At 29.0% G+C, this 16,704-nt stretch carries 17 protein-coding genes and 1 other RNA gene; 15 read left to right on the top strand and 3 right to left on the bottom strand.

The genetic code is table 11. From position 1 onward, the window contains the following. Positions 1–177 precede the first annotated feature (177 nt). The 12 genes from secG to JL105_RS06355 all read left to right on the top strand — a co-directional run bounded on the left by secG (position 178) and on the right by JL105_RS06355 (position 11,533). Positions 178–405, top strand: a complete 228-nt coding sequence (gene secG / locus JL105_RS06410) for a preprotein translocase subunit SecG (RefSeq protein WP_132028789.1) — start codon at positions 178–180, stop codon at positions 403–405. 20 nt (positions 406–425) lie between these two features. Further along, entirely contained in the window at positions 426–2,438 is a 2,013-nt protein-coding gene (locus JL105_RS06405) for a sodium-translocating pyrophosphatase (RefSeq protein WP_132028792.1), read from the top strand. Between the two features lie 167 nt (positions 2,439–2,605). Then, positions 2,606–3,373: an alpha/beta fold hydrolase gene (locus JL105_RS06400; protein ID WP_132028795.1), complete on the top strand. Its 768-nt coding sequence runs from the start codon at positions 2,606–2,608 to the stop codon at positions 3,371–3,373. A 38-nt stretch (positions 3,374–3,411) separates the two neighbouring features. Further along, positions 3,412–5,067 carry a UDP-N-acetylmuramoyl-tripeptide--D-alanyl-D-alanine ligase gene (locus JL105_RS06395; protein WP_249038405.1) on the top strand — a complete coding sequence of 552 codons (1,656 nt, stop codon included), beginning with the start codon at positions 3,412–3,414 and terminating at the stop codon, positions 5,065–5,067. A 12-nt stretch (positions 5,068–5,079) separates the two neighbouring features. Beyond that, positions 5,080–6,255 (top strand): D-alanine--D-alanine ligase family protein, encoded by a 1,176-nt coding sequence (locus JL105_RS06390; RefSeq protein WP_132028801.1) that lies wholly within the window; start codon positions 5,080–5,082, stop codon positions 6,253–6,255. A 94-nt stretch (positions 6,256–6,349) separates the two neighbouring features. Further along, the gene (rnr, locus tag JL105_RS06385) at positions 6,350–8,473 is read left to right on the top strand and encodes a ribonuclease R (protein WP_132028804.1); all 2,124 of its coding nucleotides are present in this window, start codon (positions 6,350–6,352) and stop codon (positions 8,471–8,473) included. A gap of 68 nt (positions 8,474–8,541) precedes the next feature. After that, entirely contained in the window at positions 8,542–9,018 is a 477-nt protein-coding gene (smpB, locus tag JL105_RS06380) for an SsrA-binding protein SmpB (protein ID WP_132028807.1), read from the top strand. Between the two features lie 175 nt (positions 9,019–9,193). Next, positions 9,194–9,547: a transfer-messenger RNA gene (gene ssrA, locus JL105_RS06375) on the top strand. A gap of 441 nt (positions 9,548–9,988) precedes the next feature. Then, on the top strand, positions 9,989–10,201 hold the full coding sequence (locus JL105_RS06370) for a hypothetical protein (protein ID WP_132028810.1): 213 nt from the start codon (positions 9,989–9,991) through the stop codon (positions 10,199–10,201). 105 nt (positions 10,202–10,306) lie between these two features. Beyond that, positions 10,307–10,546: a hypothetical protein gene (locus tag JL105_RS06365; RefSeq protein ID WP_132028813.1), complete on the top strand. Its 240-nt coding sequence runs from the start codon at positions 10,307–10,309 to the stop codon at positions 10,544–10,546. A gap of 190 nt (positions 10,547–10,736) precedes the next feature. Next, positions 10,737–10,964, top strand: a complete 228-nt coding sequence (locus JL105_RS06360) for a class I SAM-dependent methyltransferase (RefSeq protein WP_202690441.1) — start codon at positions 10,737–10,739, stop codon at positions 10,962–10,964. Further along, entirely contained in the window at positions 10,937–11,533 is a 597-nt protein-coding gene (locus JL105_RS06355; protein ID WP_202690665.1) for a class I SAM-dependent methyltransferase, read from the top strand. Before JL105_RS06360 ends, JL105_RS06355 begins: the two co-directional genes overlap by 28 nt. Positions 11,534–11,841: 308 nt before the next feature. Here the strand turns inward: JL105_RS06355 and JL105_RS06350 are convergent, their stop codons facing one another. The 3 genes from JL105_RS06350 to JL105_RS11675 form a co-directional block, all read right to left on the bottom strand. Further along, positions 11,842–12,279, bottom strand: coding sequence for a GNAT family N-acetyltransferase (locus tag JL105_RS06350; protein WP_132028816.1), 438 nt, complete (start codon positions 12,277–12,279; stop codon positions 11,842–11,844). Between the two features lie 44 nt (positions 12,280–12,323). Continuing rightward, on the bottom strand, positions 12,324–12,794 hold the full coding sequence (locus tag JL105_RS06345; protein ID WP_132028819.1) for a GNAT family N-acetyltransferase: 471 nt from the start codon (positions 12,792–12,794) through the stop codon (positions 12,324–12,326). Positions 12,795–12,952: 158 nt separating this feature from the next. Continuing rightward, complete coding sequence (locus tag JL105_RS11675; RefSeq protein WP_202690440.1) at positions 12,953–13,090, bottom strand: helix-turn-helix domain-containing protein; 138 nt, start codon at positions 13,088–13,090, stop codon at positions 12,953–12,955. A gap of 489 nt (positions 13,091–13,579) precedes the next feature. Between JL105_RS11675 and JL105_RS06335 the strand changes: the two genes are divergently transcribed. The 3 genes from JL105_RS06335 (at position 13,580) to JL105_RS06325 (ending at position 16,694) form a co-directional block, all read left to right on the top strand. After that, a complete protein-coding gene (locus JL105_RS06335; RefSeq protein WP_132028822.1) occupies positions 13,580–14,719 on the top strand; it encodes a DUF3885 domain-containing protein in 1,140 nt (379 codons plus the stop codon). Continuing rightward, positions 14,716–15,180, top strand: coding sequence for a hypothetical protein (locus JL105_RS06330; RefSeq protein ID WP_132028825.1), 465 nt, complete (start codon positions 14,716–14,718; stop codon positions 15,178–15,180). The genes JL105_RS06335 and JL105_RS06330 overlap by 4 nt, the downstream gene beginning before the upstream one ends. A 125-nt stretch (positions 15,181–15,305) precedes the next feature. After that, positions 15,306–16,694: an MBOAT family O-acyltransferase gene (locus JL105_RS06325; RefSeq protein WP_132028828.1), complete on the top strand. Its 1,389-nt coding sequence runs from the start codon at positions 15,306–15,308 to the stop codon at positions 16,692–16,694. Positions 16,695–16,704 lie beyond the last annotated feature (10 nt).

Raw genomic sequence — 16,704 nt, 5'->3', positions numbered from 1 at the left:
CAATATTCATAGATAATTTTTCAGAGGTCTGTGTCACATATGTTTGATTTCTCTAGAATGGGGAAACTCTAGAAGAAATATGTTTGTTGATTTTACATGTTTTCTATGATAAAATAATTGTGTTTATGGTATGATATAAATGATATAATTTTCCATCACAATATAGGGGGTGTAAATATGACTATCTTTTTTTCAGTTTTAATTCTTATATCTAGTATTCTATTAATTGTAACAGTATTATTTCAGGAGAGCAAATCAGAAGGTTTAGGAGCTATCAGTGGTGGTGCTGAAAAGATTTGGGGTAAAACAAGAGCGAGAACTATGGAAGCAACTCTTAGAAAAATAACCACAATTTCTGCAATTGTGTTTATGATATCTGCAATAGTACTTGCAGCAATACAATAAGAAAAAGGAGGTATATTAATATGGATTTTGTAATGATAGGTGCACCAATAGTTGGTATACTTGCATTATTATTTGCTCTTTATAAAGCGAACTATATAGAAAAGATGAGTCCTGGCAATGACAGGATGAAAGAAATAGCATCTTTTATAGAAGAAGGAGCTATGGCATTTTTAAAACGAGAGTATAGAGCACTTTCTATATTTGTTGTTGTTCTATTTATCATATTAATAGTAGCAATTAATTGGCAAACAGCAATATCTTTCATATTAGGAGCTATGTTCTCTGTATTTGCTGGATATTTTGGTATGAGAGTAGCTACAAGAGCTAATGTAAGAACTACCAACGCGGCTAAGGAAAAAGGCATGAATGAAGCACTAAATGTAGCTTTTTCTGGTGGATCAGTAATGGGTATGTGTGTTGTTGGGCTAGGTGTAATAGGAGTATCAGTACTATATATGTTGTTTCCAGATCCATCTATTATCACAGGTTTTGGTTTAGGAGCTTCATCTATAGCGTTATTTGCTAGAGTAGGTGGAGGAATATATACTAAAGCAGCTGATGTAGGTGCTGACTTAGTAGGTAAAGTAGAAGCAGGTATTCCTGAAGACGACCCAAGAAATCCTGCAGTAATAGCTGATAATGTTGGAGATAATGTAGGAGACGTAGCAGGTATGGGTGCTGATTTATTTGAATCTTATGTAGGAGCCATAATATCTGCAATCACGTTAGGATTAGCAGCTTATGGTGAAAAAGGGGTTAAGTTTGCTTTAGCTTTATCTTCGGTAGGAATATTAGCTTCCATTATAGGAGTTTATTTTGTAAGAGGAGATAAAGATCCTCAAAAGGCATTAAACAATGGAACGCTAGTTTCATCTATTATAACAGTTATATTTGCATTTATTTTAAGTAGAAGTATTTTAGATTCAACCAAGCCTTTTATAGCTATTTTGGCTGGTTTAGCAGTAGGTCTTATAATTGCTAGAATTACTGAATATTATACATCAGCAGATTATGTACCAGTAAAAAGAATTGCAAGTGAATCAGAAACAGGTGCTGGTACCAATATAATTGCAGGTTTGTCCGTTGGTATGATGTCCACTGGAGGTCCAATTATAGTGATAGCTATTGGTATATTGGTTGCATTTTATGCATCAGGAGGTTTATCAGAACCAATTTCAGGATTATATGGTATAGCTTTAGCAGCAGTAGGAATGCTTTCAACAGCAGGTATGACTATTGCAGTAGATGCATATGGTCCAATTGCTGACAATGCTGGCGGAATTGCAGAGATGTGTGATTTACCAGAAGAAGTAAGGGATATTACAGATAAATTAGACTCTGTTGGGAATACAACAGCTGCAGTAGGTAAGGGATTTGCAATAGGTTCGGCAGCTTTAACAGCTTTAGCATTATTTGCTTCTTATACTCAAGCAGTACATTTAAGTGGAATAAACTTAACAGAACCAGATGTAATTGCAGGTTTGTTTATAGGAGGAATGTTACCATTTCTATTTTCAGCTATGACTATGGAAGCAGTTGGGAAGGCTGCTTTTAGTATGATAGAAGAAGTAAGGAGACAATTTAAAGAAATTCCAGGGATAATGGAAGGTAAAGCAACGCCAGATTACAGTACTTGTGTTGATATAAGTACAAAAGCAGCACTAAAGGAAATGGTAATACCAGGAGTATTGGCAGTAATTGTACCTGTATTAATTGGGCTATTACTAGGTCCAGAGGCTTTAGGAGGACTTATAGCTGGAGCATTAATTACAGGTGTACTTATGGCTATATTTATGGCAAATGCTGGAGGAGCTTGGGATAACGCTAAGAAGTATATAGAAGAAGGAAACCATGGTGGCAAGGGTAGCGAAGCTCATAAGGCAGCAGTAGTTGGAGATACAGTAGGAGATCCATTCAAAGATACTTCAGGACCATCATTAAATATACTTATAAAGTTGATGACCATTGTATCCCTAGTATTTGCACAGCTTTTCTTAAATTATGGTGGAATATTATTAAATTTATTTAAATAATAAAAATCCCTTCCTCAGGAAGGGATTTTTATATGATATAATTAATAATTAATATTGTTATTTTATATAAAAATATTGGATTTGTTATATTATATAAAATTTGTTAATAATATTGTGATAGGATATGTTTAAATCTATTTATTTATAGTTAAAGGAAGGTATAGGGTATGAAAATAACTATCGAAGATATGAAAATAAACTATATATGTGAAGGAGAAGGTCAAGATGTACTAGTTCTTCATGGGTGGGGAGCTAATATAGATACTGTCATGCCTATAATCAATCTTTTAAAGTCAAATTTTAAGGTATATGCATTGGATTTACCTGGATTTGGCAGTAGTGATGAACCGAAGGAAGTATATGGTTCTAAAGAATATGCTGAAATTGTAAAGAAATTTATTGATTATATGGAAATGAAAAGGGTAATATTAATAGGTCATTCTTTTGGAGGAAAAATTTCTATATGGTTAGGAAGTTTATATCCAGAAATAGTTGATAAAATAGTACTTATAGATAGTGCAGGATTAATTCCAAAGAGAGGTTTAAAATATTATATTAAGGTATATAGTTTTAAACTATTAAAGGCTATATACAAAGGAGTTTTTTTCTGGGTAGACGAAAAAAGTAAGATGGAAAGGTTTTATAGAAAATTTGGTTCAGATGATTACAAAGCTGCCCAAGGAATAATGAGGAAAATATTAGTAAAGGTGGTTAACGAAAACTTAAAACCTTTATTAAAAACCATACAAGCACCTACATTGTTGATTTGGGGAGATGAAGATACAGCTACTCCCCTATATATGGGTAAGATCATGGAAAAGGAAATACCTGATAGTGGATTAGTAGTGCTAAAAGGAGCAGGACATTATTCATATTTAGATAAATTTAATGAATTTTCTATAATACTTAATGCTTTTTTACTACCAAATAAGTAGATAAGTAAGTATAATATTTGTAAAGGGGTTATGTGGAGGTGAATTTATTGAATAAGCTAATAGCTTTTTTACTAATTCTTTTATGGGTATACTTTCTAATGGATAGATCAAAATTTTTCTTACATATGATACAATTAGAAGGATATAAAAATGACGAATATAGAAAATGGCTTTCAAAAAGTGGCAAAGCTTATGATGACAAATTGAAAAAATCTATGAAAATTATTTCTATTATGACTATAGTATACTTAATTTATATTATATTATTTAGGAAAGGAACACAGTTTAATATATTTGTACTTTATGCTTTCTATATTGTATGGACCTTATGTATGTTTTTGGCAAGAACTAAGGATGAGGAAGCAAAAAAACCTTTGGTATTTACTAAACGTGCTACAAGGCTTTATATAACTAATTTAATATTAAATATTGTTTTATTGTTAATAATACGTACAATATGCGTTAAAAGTATAAATGATGCTATATTATGTTCCCCAATAGTATTATTTATTGGAACTCTACTATATTATTTTCAACCGGAAACTATGTATGTATCCAATATATTGATTAAACCTGTTGAAGATAGTATCAATAGATGGTATTTTCGGCAAGCGCAAGAAAAGATAGATTCCATGGAGGATTTATATGTTATAGGTATAACTGGTAGTTTTGGTAAAACTAGTACTAAATTTATAACTAGTACCATATTAAAACAAAGGTATAAAGTGCTTAGTACTCCAGAAAGTTATAATACTCCTATGGGATTAAGCAAGGTTATAAATAATGAATTAACTGAGGAATATCAAGTATTTATAGCTGAAATGGGTGCTAGAAATATAGGAGATATTAAAGAGTTAGTTCAACTTACTAAACCTAAAATAGGAGTTATTACTTCTATTGGACCTGCTCATTTAGAAACTTTTAAAAATATAGACAATATAATGAAAACCAAATATGAATTAATAGAAGAATTGTCTATTGATGGGATAGCCATATTCAATTATGATAATGAATATGTAAAAAAATTAGCTGATAAGACCTTTAAAGAAAAAATATTATATGGTATGGAAAATATTGAAGAATTAGATATATATGCTGAAGATGTAGAGGTATCTGAACTAGGTTCTACATTTACTATAAAGGATAAAAAAGGAAACAGCATAAGATGCACTACAAAACTATTAGGTAAGCATAATATCTATAATATATTAGCAGGGGTTAGTGTGGCTGTGGCTATGGGAATGAATTTTGAAGAGATTAAACGAGGTATACAAAAAATAGAACCTATTCCTCATAGATTAGATATAATAAATCCAGGAACTGGAATAATAATAATTGATGATGCATTTAATTCTAATCCCATAGGTGCAAAAGCAGCTTTAGACGTATTAAGTCAATTTAAAGAAGGTAGAAAAATTATTGTAACTCCAGGTATGGTGGAATTGGGAGAAAAAGAAGCTGAAGCAAATAGAGAATTTGGAGTAAATATAGGTAAGGTATGTGACTATGTTATTTTAGTAGGCAAGAAACGAACTATTCCTATATATGAAGGATTAATGGAAGTAGATTATAATGAAAATAATATATTTGTTGTAAAAGATTTAGATGAAGCTACACAAGTGATTCAAAAAATAGCAAAACCTAAAGATGTAATATTATTTGAAAATGATTTACCAGATAATTATGAAGAATAGGAGGGTAATCAATTGAAAAAACGAGTAGCAGTTGTATTTGGTGGGCGTAGTGTGGAACATGAAGTATCAGTAATAACAGGGCTTCAAGTGATAGAAAATATGGATAGGGACAAATATCATATAATCCCAATCTATATTAATAAAAAAGGCAAATGGTTTACAGGGGAAAGTTTAATGGAATTTAAAAATTTCAAAGAAAACAAATTAGATGATATACAAGAAGTGATATTAACACCTATAACAAATGATCATAATTTATACAATCATCCAGAAAATATTGGGCTGTTTAAGAAAAAAATAATAGATAAAATAGATGTAGTATTTCCTACAATACATGGGACAAATGGGGAAGACGGTACTATTCAAGGATTATTTGAGCTTATGAATATCCCTTATGTAGGCTCTGGTGTATTAGCTTCATCAGTGGGAATGGATAAGATAATTATGAAGGATGTATTTAAAGCTAATAATCTTCCTATAGTAGATTACAGATGGTTCTATAGAAAAGAATGGATAGAAAACCAAGAAAGAATAATAAATATAATTGAAGAAAGTTTAGATTATCCAGTGTTTGTAAAACCAGCTAATCTTGGTTCAAGTATAGGTATATCTAAAGCTAAGGATAAAGATGGATTTATTAAAGCAATGGAGATTGCTACAAGATATGATAGAAAGATAATAGTAGAAAAATCTGTAGAAAATCCAAGAGAAATAAATTGTGCAGTGATGGGTTACGATGATAATGTGATAGCTTCATTATGTGAAGAACCCTTAGGTTGGGAGGAGATATTAACTTTTGAAGATAAATATATAAATAGCAATGTTAAAGGAACAGGAAAAGAAGGAAGTAGAAGAATAATTCCAGCAGATATAGATGATAATATAAGGGAGAAAATAGAAGACATTGCTAAAAAATCTTTTATATCTATTGATGGAAGGGGAAATGCTAGGATAGATTTCCTTTTAGCTAAGGATGGAAAAATATATGTAAATGAAATTAATACTTTGCCTGGTTCTATTGCTTTTTATCTATGGGAAGGAAAAGGATACTCTTTTAAAGAGCTGATAGATAATATGATAGATATAGCAATAAAAGTTCATGAAGATAAAAATGATAATATGTATCATTATGATGCAGATTTATTTAATAAAATTCATTTAGGTGGTAGTAAAGCTAAAAAAATGTAAGATATAAATTTATGTCTTACATTTTTTTAAGAATGAAAGATATATAAAATAATTGGGTAAACTAGTAATATAAATTTACAAGGAGAGAAATAAAATGAGTTTAAGAGAAAACATAATAGAATTTATGAGAAACAAAGCATATAAACCTATGTTAAGAGAAGAATTAGTGGTTGAATTTGGAATAAAAGGAAAAGAAACAGATGTTTTTTATAAGGTATTAGATGATATGGAAAAAGAAGGAGTAATAATAAAAACACGAAACGAACGATATGGTTTAGTAGAAAAGATGAATTTAGTGGTAGGAAAAATAGATGGAAACCAAAAGGGATTTGGATTTTTAATTCCTGATGATAAGACTAAGGAAGATGTATTTATACCAGCTGAAGATATGAATGGAGCTCTTCATGGGGACAAGGTTGTTGTAAGGATAATCAATAAAGGATTACCTGGCAAAAAAGAAGAAGGAGAAGTAATTAGAATTTTAGAAAGAGCTAATGATACGATAGTTGGTACTTTTGAAAGTAGTAGAAATTTTGGATTTGTAATACCTGATGATTCTCGAATAGCTTATGATGTATTTATACCTAAGTCAGATATTAACGGGGCTAAAACTAATCAAAAAGTAGTAGTAAAAATAACTAGATGGCCAGAAAAAAGGAGAAATCCTGAAGGCAAGATAGTGGAAATTTTAGGATATGTAGGAGAAAAGGGAACAGATATATTATCAATAATTAAACAATTTAAATTGTCAGAGGAATTTCCAGCCAAGGTATTAGATCAAGCAAGTTCCATTGAACAAACAGTACCTCAAGAAGAAATTGCAAAAAGAGTAGATCTTAGAGATTTAAAAACCTTTACTATTGATGGAGCAGATGCAAAAGATTTAGATGATGCTGTGTCTGTAGAAAAATTGCCTAGTGGAAATTATAGATTGGGAGTTCATATAGCTGATGTATCGCATTATGTAAAGGAAAAAAGTGCTATAGATAAGGAAGCTTATAAGAGAGGAAATAGTGTTTATCTTATAGATCGAGTTATACCTATGCTTCCAAAAGAATTATCCAATGGGATATGTAGTTTAAATCCTGGTGAAGATAGGTTGACATTATCTGTACTTATGGAAATAGATAAAAAAGGAAATGTGGTAAACTATGAAATAGTTGAAGGGGCTATACGAAGTAGGGCAAGATTAGTATATGATGATGTTTCAGATCTATTAGAGAAAAATGATGAAGAAGCTTTAGAAAAGTTAAAAGAATTCACAGAAGAATTAAAGATGATGGAAGAGTTATCTCATATACTTTATGAAAAAAGGCAAAGAAGAGGTAGTATAGATTTTGATTTTCCAGAGGCAAGGATAATATTAGATGAGGATGGTATACCGATAGACGTAGTAAAGGAAGATAGAAGAATAGCTGATAAGATGATAGAAGAATTTATGCTAGTTTGTAATGAAACTATTGCTGAACATTTTTATTGGGCAGATATTCCATTTTTATATAGAATTCATGAGGAACCAGATATGGAAAGGATAGAAGAATTTAATAAATTTATTCATAATTTTGGATATACAATTAAAGGAAGTCAAGAGATTCATCCTAAAGAATTGCAATTATTGTCTAAAGAAGTGAAGGGTAAAAAAGAGGAAACATTAATCAATACATTACTTTTAAGATCCCTAAAAAAAGCTAGGTATAGTAGTGAAAAAGAAATACATTTTGGGCTAGCATCTAAATACTATTGCCATTTTACTGCACCTATTAGGAGATATCCAGATTTACAAATTCATAGAATCATTAAAAGTTATATAAATGGAAAGCTTAGTCCTAATGAAAAGGATAGGTTATATACCTTTTTACCAAAAGTAGCAGAACACACTTCCATAACAGAAAGAACAGCTGAAGAAGCAGAAAGAGAAGTAGAAGATTTAAAGAAAGCTGAATATATGTCTCAAAGAATTGGAAATGTATACGAAGGAATAATATCTTCATTAACTCATTTTGGAATGTATGTTCAATTAGAAAACACCATAGAAGGATTAGTCCATTTTAGCAATATGATAGATGATTATTACTATTTCGATGAGGAGAAATATTATATAATAGGAGAACACACTAAAAAGATATATAGATTAGGAGATACGGTGAAAATAATGGTAATAAATACAGATTTGGTGAAGAGGACCATAGATTTTATGTTAGTACAAGAGGATGAATAACATATCTTGACATCCAATGTAAACCTTGATAAACTCATATTTAGACAAAAAATTAGTGTGGTGATTTTATGAAAGAAGAAAACGTAAAAATTGTAGCTAGAAATAGAAAAGCAAGACATGAGTATTTTATTGAAGAAACTATAGAAGCAGGAATTGTATTAAAGGGAACAGAAGTGAAGTCAGTAAGAGAAGGTAGAGTAAATATAAAGGAAAGCTATGGGGTAGTAGAAAATGGAGAAGTGTTTATCTATAATATGCATATAAGTCCTTACGAACAGGGAAACATTTATAATACAGATCCTCTTAGAAAGAAAAAACTTTTACTTCATAAAAGAGAAATAAGGAAATTAGAATCTGCAGTTATGCAAAAAGGATATACACTGGTACCTTTAAGTGTATATATTAATGAAAAAGGAATAGTTAAAGTGGAATTAGCTGTAGCAAGAGGTAAGAAATTATATGACAAGAGGGAAGCTATAGCAAAAAGAGATGCAGAAAGAAGAATGCAGCAGCATCTATCAGAAAAATATAAATATAATTCATAATTCCTCATTCCCTATTTTATGATTACGCTTAAAGCAAAGTTTCCCCATTTTTTATGGACATAAAAATTAATTTTAAATATGAAAAATGGGGAAACTCTAGTTGTTCTACTGGTTGACATAATATCATTATTTTGTTATAATAAATGATGGGTTAAAATAAGATATAATTAAATATGGGGGCGAAATGGTTTCGACGGGAATATTGAAGCAGGAGTAGCGAGTCGTTGTTGCCAACTCAACGTAAAAAAGTGGCATTAAGAATAAACGCAAACGAAGATTACGCATTTGCTGCTTAATTAAAGCAGCACGTCCTACCCAAGAGTCCCACGGCTTGGGATAGGGCGCCAACATTAGTGGGGAACCGAGCCTTACAAAGCTTTGAGTAAGGAACGGAATTTTATGAAGCTACCGAGGCTAGAATCCTGTCAGTAGGAGTCTAGCTGAGGGAATGTTAAAATACTGACTGCACTCGGAGAAGCTCCTGTGGATATATTTTCGGACGTGGGTTCGATTCCCACCGCCTCCACCATAAAAGAACTTAAATATTGATACAATACAAACTCCTTGATTTCAAGGGGTTTTGTTGTTTTTGGGTTAAGAAATGGTTTTGATTTTAGTGGTTTTGTTGTCAAAAGGTAGGGGTGTGTGCAAGTGGGCGCATATTTTTCGGTAGGTGGGTGCACTTTTTAGCGATAAAATCCATTTCTAGATTTACTAGGAATACTGTAGATACTTTAATGAGTTCTCTAGCTAAAGAGGAAAGTCGATCAATTTCTGAGAATGTGACATGGGGGCATAGAAAAAGATTAATGAAGGAGAAGTTCCACAATATTATGTAGAGAATAGTCAACCAGACATTTATGAAGACCAGATTAAAGAAGCATTTATCAAAGCTTTCAATAACTTAATAGAAAATAAAGAAGAAATTATAAATGGTTATGAAGTTATATTAGAAGAACTACTAGACACAATGAAGCTAGAGAAGAAGGTAACAATTATTCAAAATGAAATGGAAATAGTAGAAGAATTATTTAGAAAGATGGTTGATGAGAATTCTAGAAAGGCTATGGATCAAAAGGAATATTCAAAAAATATTATAAAATCAGAACTCACTGGTTTAAAAGTTAAAAGCCTTAGACTAGTGGGTTGTTTTTTATTTCAAATAAAATCTGGTAGAAATTAGTTAATGTATATGATAGAATAAAGATAATTCAGGGTATGTGATTAAAGTAATTATTGTACAATTGTACATATGTAGGATTATATGTAATATAAAGGAGAAGATTATATGAAAGATAAAGAAAAAGAAATAGGAGAATACAACGATAAATTCATGAAGAAGGTACTAAAATCAGCATTATATACTTTCCTTATATTTTTATTTACAATGTTTGGAGTAGAATTTATCATTGATTTAGTATTTCATGGTGGAGACGCTTCCCTTATAATAAGTTTTTATATAAGCACCATTTTTACAATATTTTATTGTACAATGACTATTATTGAAGAAATTAAAAAGATTAAATGATGAACATCATTTTTACTATATGTAGCAATAAATCAGATAAAATGTAATAAGGATATATGGAATTTATATAAAAATAAAGATGAAATATAACTTTATGGAAAGAAGAGTTTTCAAATTAATGGAATTTGGTGTTAATTAAGTTAATGCAATGGGTATTTTAATGATTATTTAAAAAATAGGGGTGAAGTATTTGGGAATAAAAGATTTATTAAAAATAGGGAATGAATCTGATAGAGTCTCAGCTTTGTATGACATATTTGAAGAAGATACAAGACTATCAACAAAAGCAACTCAAGTGGAGTTTCTGACAACAATAAGACAGATTGAAAAATATCTTAAACCTGGGATGAAAATCCTTGATTTAGGTGCCGGAGCAGGAGAATATAGCATATTTTTGCAAAACAAGGATTCGATGTAACTGCAGTAGAGCTAGTAGAAAAACATGTAAAGCAAATAAAGGAAAAGATAAATGAAGAAATGTCAATAGAAGTAATTCAGGGAAATGCTTTAAATTTATCAATAATAGAAGATAAAAGCTATGATATTGTATTATGTTTTGGGCATTTATATCATTTATCTAAAATGGAAGACAGGATAAAATGTATAAGTGAAGTAAAACGGGTTTGTAAAGATAATGGAAAGATGTTCTTTGCTTTTATTTCAAATGATATGGTTATTACAACGGAAACATTTTTATACAATCCTAATTTTTTACTAGAGGATTCATATAATCATAAAACTTTTAAGGTTGTTGACTTTCCATTTATTTTTCATACAGTAGATGATTGTAGAAAGTTATTAAAGGATTCAGAATTAAATATTATTTCAGAGGTAGCTGCAGATGGCTTAAGTGAACTTCTTCAAGATAAGATAAATAAAATGGATGATGAAAGCTATGAACAATGGTTAATTTATCATTTCTATTGTTGTGAGAAACCTGAGTTTTTAGGGACTAGTAATCATTTATTATTTGTAGCAGAGAAGTGATCGTATGTTATCTATAAAAAATATATATTTAATAACCTTTGTAGCTAGGTGCACAATTTAGCGTTAATCGAGTATTGCTAAATTGTATTAATATTGGAGTCATTAGACATACATAAACTAAATTTTGATACAATAGAAACTCCTTAATTTCATAGGATATAACTTATCACTAGTATCAACTGAAATTATACAGAATTCCATTATTTCTAGATAACTTTGTTGTTATTTTGGGGCTAAGTTTAAGATAGGATTTCTATTTTTTCAAATATGCCCATTATATATAATTTAACTAATACATAATGTATAAATTATTTACTCATTAGATACCTACTATTAGCTATATTTTTTACAATCTTATATCCATTCCTTTGATATAAGTTAATAGCCTTTTCATTGCTTATAAATACATATAAAAATACATCTTTATTTTGCTTTTTTGCAATTAAATCAACATATTTTAAAACTTTTGTGCCTATACCTTTTCCCTGAAATTTTTCGAAAATAAACAGATCGTCAAGTTCAAGTATTTCTCCTTCAGTATGTAGGAAGAAATACCCTACCTTAATTCCATTAAAATAAATACATTGATAGTTATCTATATTTTTTTCTATCTTTTTTTTAACCCAAGTAAAAATTTTTTCAAAATCATAATTTAGATTAGTTTCATATTTTTCAATAAGATCTTTATTTAACTCAAATATTTTATCTATATCGGTAGATGATGCATTTCTAAATGTTAGTTCCATAGTCTCACTCCATATCAATTAGCAAAAATGTATAATTAAATATTTTATAATTTTTTTATCATATATACCATTCCAGGAATATATCCAAGTTTTTGATTTAATGCCATCATACTATTATTCTTATAATGTACTGTTGTTTCTATTGCTTTTATTCCTTCAAGTCGACACCATTTCTCTAATAATATTTTTAGGTTTGTAGCTACCCCTTGGCCTCTATAATCTTCTGTTACATATAATGATAAAATCATAACTCTATCTTGATATTTCTTTTGTTTGCACGCCCATATAAATCCTTGTACATGACTCTGTTCATCTTCCGCAATAGCAAGAAACAAATCTTCATTTCTTGTATTTTTAATTTTTAGTACTGTTTCTTCTATTTCTGCTGTTGAAATTTTATAATCTGGTATCCATAGTTTTGGTGTAAGATTATGCCATTTTGCAATCTGCATTAAAAGCAATTCTGATTTTTTGTCGATATTGCTATTATTAAGCTCAATTTTTTTATAATTCATTATTAAAGCCTCCAAAATTATGATTAATGTGTACCCTAATAACCTGTATCAAAAGTAAAGAGTTATTCTTGTGAATATTATTATATATAAAATTATAGAAAAAGTCACTATTGACAGTGGGCACAAATTTGTTTTGCATTGTTAGCTATCTTTTGTCTTTATTCTACATACCGTCCTAGGGCTTCAACGTCCTTTATTTTTATTGTTGAGCGGTGATAATCGATAACTCCTTCATCCTTCATACGGCTCATTTCTCGGCACATAGACGGTCGAGATACATTTAAAAAATCTGCCATATCATTTCGATTCATTGGTAAAACAAAAGTTGTTTTACCTGTTTTTTTATATAAACGTCAATATTTTTTGTACAAAAGTGCAAATGTTTTCTTGTATAATTTAATCCATGTTTTCTCTCTAAATATCTGAAAAAGATGATTTTTATAGTAGAACACCTGTTTGTCTTAGTGTTTATGAAATTCAATAGAAATTAGTTAATGTCTATGATAGAATAAAGGAAATCAAATATATGTGATAAAAATAATTGATTAGTTGTATCATCTTGCTAAAACAAGATGATACAAGAGTCAGACATTAAAATAGCATGTAATTCTAGAGAATTAAAGCCAATTTATTATGGAGATAAAAACAATAATGATAAAGAGGACATTGAAAAAATGATAAAAAAGTTATGGTTGGGAAAAGATTTATTGATTTGACAACTATTAATTTTGTATTTAATATAAGTATTAGAAATTAATAAACAATAAAAGGTGGGTGAATAAATTTTGAAAGTCAAAAAAAGGCCAAAGGATATTTTAGGTAATATTTTAAACCAATATGGAGTAGAAGATAAAGTCTTAAATAGACTAACTTATAAATATGTGCTTCATATTGATAAGTTAAGTGAAAAGTATCAGTATCTAGAAGATGGAAATTTAAATGAATTATATGTGGAAGAATGTATTCAAAAAGCAATAGAAATATTTAAGTTTATGGAGTATAGTGACAATCTTTTAGTTGTTTATGAAGATTTATTTGGACAAGAGAATGAAAAAGAGAAGGAATTCCTAGAGAGTACCTTGACTGATGTAATTCAGTATGATACATATAAATTAAAATGGAAATATCCTATATATAAAGATGATTTACCAATACATCAAGATGATGAAGTCTATACCTGTATAAGGCATTTGTATCATGTAAAAGAAATAAATATACAGAAATTATTTAGAGAGATAATTTTATCAGATATAGGCGGAAAAATGGATTTTTGTTCATCTGTTTTTATTATAGATATAAATAGTGGTTACATTTTCCATTTATATGATGATAGGGGACTTTTTTTATTTGCTCCAAAAGAAGAACATCTTACAGATGTATGGAAGAAGTTTCATGATAGTATTTTTACACTTGATTCAAATTTTAAAATAATAGTAAACAGTCTTTATTGGCTAGATAAAACTAAAGATGATCCTAATGATTTATGTCTTCATGGAGATATAACAGTTACTATAGGAGAAGAAAAATTACTCTATTCTTGTACAGTAAGCGCAGCAGCCCTTAGAATGTTAAAGACATTATCTGAAGATCATTTACCAACAAAAGGGGAACAAATGTTACCTTGTTGTGGTTTTTCTATGATTCCTAATGGAAATTTAGATGAGGTAGATATTATCGGATGTGATAATGGAGTTGATTGGACTGTTCTACATGAGGATGGAATGGTCAAGCTTATTACTGAAAAGGGAAATATTGTATTTATTTATTATCTCCAATATAAAGATGAAATTTTGCGTTTTGCTGATATAGTAGAAGACTATTATAAAAAGTCTTTACCTAAAAATATTTCAGAAGATGAATTTGAAAGAAATGGGTATATAGCATTTTGGAATGAATGGCATAGAAGGAATGGAGGGAGTTTATGAAATATAATATAACATTTATGGTTGATAAAGATACTATTGCTAGTAATAATATAGCACCAATATTTGATAGTTATGAGTGGTGGATAGATTTAGCCATGAAAGCTCTTGAATGTGCCAATGAATTTGAAATGAGACTTTGGGGAAATGATTTCGAAGGGATTCAGTCTGGAGAAAAGTTTGGAAAGAAAGTGCCTAATAATGAAACAATGGAAATAGTTTTTAAAGGTAATTTAGTTCCTGAATTAAAACAAGAGATTTTAACTAATTATTTAACTAAAGAAGGATATATTAAATGGTTTACTTTGATTTTAAAAAAAGGTAATAAAAATATTTTTTTTAGTGCACATTATGGAGATGAAACTTATATTTTAGTTGAAACAAAAGAGCAAGTTAATGCTATTCGGAAATGGGCTGAAGATTATCCAATAATATGGAGAGTGGATGTTTTTGAGGTTGAATAAATTAATTCTTTAATGATATAATATGTGTGATTTAATATATAATGTATTACAAAAAGAATATGGATCATGTTAAATAAATAATTATTTAAAATTATCACAATAAAAATGGAGGACTTGAAGAAATCATGGTGTTTAGTAGTGTAACTTTTATATATTATTTTTTACCTGTAGTTTTACTAATGTATTATTTAGTTCCAGATAAATATAAAAATTTGTTTTTTTTATTAGCAAGTTTATTTTTTTATACTTGGGGTGAATTTAAATATATATTATTGATAATTATTTCTATTATAGCAAATTATTTTTTTGGGATTTTGTTTAAAAATAAAAAAATAACTAAGAAGTATATACTAATATTTGCATGTATATTTAACATTGGTTTGTTGGGAATTTTTAAATACGCAAGTTTTTTTATAAATACAATTAATAATGTTTTTAATATGAATATAATTATACCTAATATTAGATTACCTTTAGGCATTTCTTTTTTTACTTTTCAAGCATTAAGCTATATTATTGATGTATATAGAGGAGAAGTGCCAGTGCAAACTAAAATTACAGATTTAGCTTTATATATAGTAGCTTTTCCACAGCTAATAGCTGGACCTATAGTTAGATATAATACTGTTAATGAGCAAATACAGTGTAGGAGTCATACATCTGAGAAATTTTCAGAGGGTATTAAAAGATTTTTATTAGGTTTAGGAAAGAAAACACTTTTAGCAAATCCTCTTGCTGCTGTAGCTGATGCTAGTTTTGGAGCTATAGGAAATTTAACTCTTTTATCTTCTTGGCTAGGATTAATAGCGTATACTTTTCAGATATATTATGATTTTAGCGGTTATTCAGATATGGCAATTGGACTAGGTAAAATGTTTGGATTTGAATATGAAGAGAATTTTAATTATCCATATATTTCCAAAAGTGTAACAGAATTTTGGAGGCGTTGGCATATTTCATTAGGCACATGGTTTAGAGATTATGTTTATATTCCCCTAGGAGGTAGTAGAGTAGGCAAAGTAAAAAACATAAGGAATTTATTTATTGTATGGTTTTTAACAGGAATGTGGCATGGTGCTTCTTGGAATTTTGTGATATGGGGACTTTATTTTGGAGTCTTGATATTTATCGAAAGGGCAAGTAAAGATTTTAGGGAAAAGATACCATCATATATAAATATGATAGTTACATTTTTTTTAGTTATGATAGGCTGGGTATTTTTTAGGGCTGAAAATTATTATTTGGCTTATTTTAAAGTTTTATTTAATATAGGAAATATAGATTTAATAGATGCACAAAGTAGAATAAATTTCCATGACAATATAGTTATTTTAATTTTTTCTTTTATATTAGCAACTCCGTTGTTTAAGAATTTAGTGAATAGATTATATAAAAAATTAAACAAAGTTTTAATAGATTTAATTGACACTATGTTTTATATTTTTATATTGTTAATGTCAACGATTTATTTAGTAAATTCTACATACAATCCATTTATATATTTTAGATTTTAATTATAGGTAG

It is taken from the genome of Keratinibaculum paraultunense, from assembly GCF_016767175.1.
GTDB classification, from domain to species: Bacteria; Bacillota; Clostridia; order Tissierellales; family Tepidimicrobiaceae; genus Keratinibaculum; species Keratinibaculum paraultunense.
This window is presented reverse-complemented; position numbering and strand designations above follow the sequence as displayed.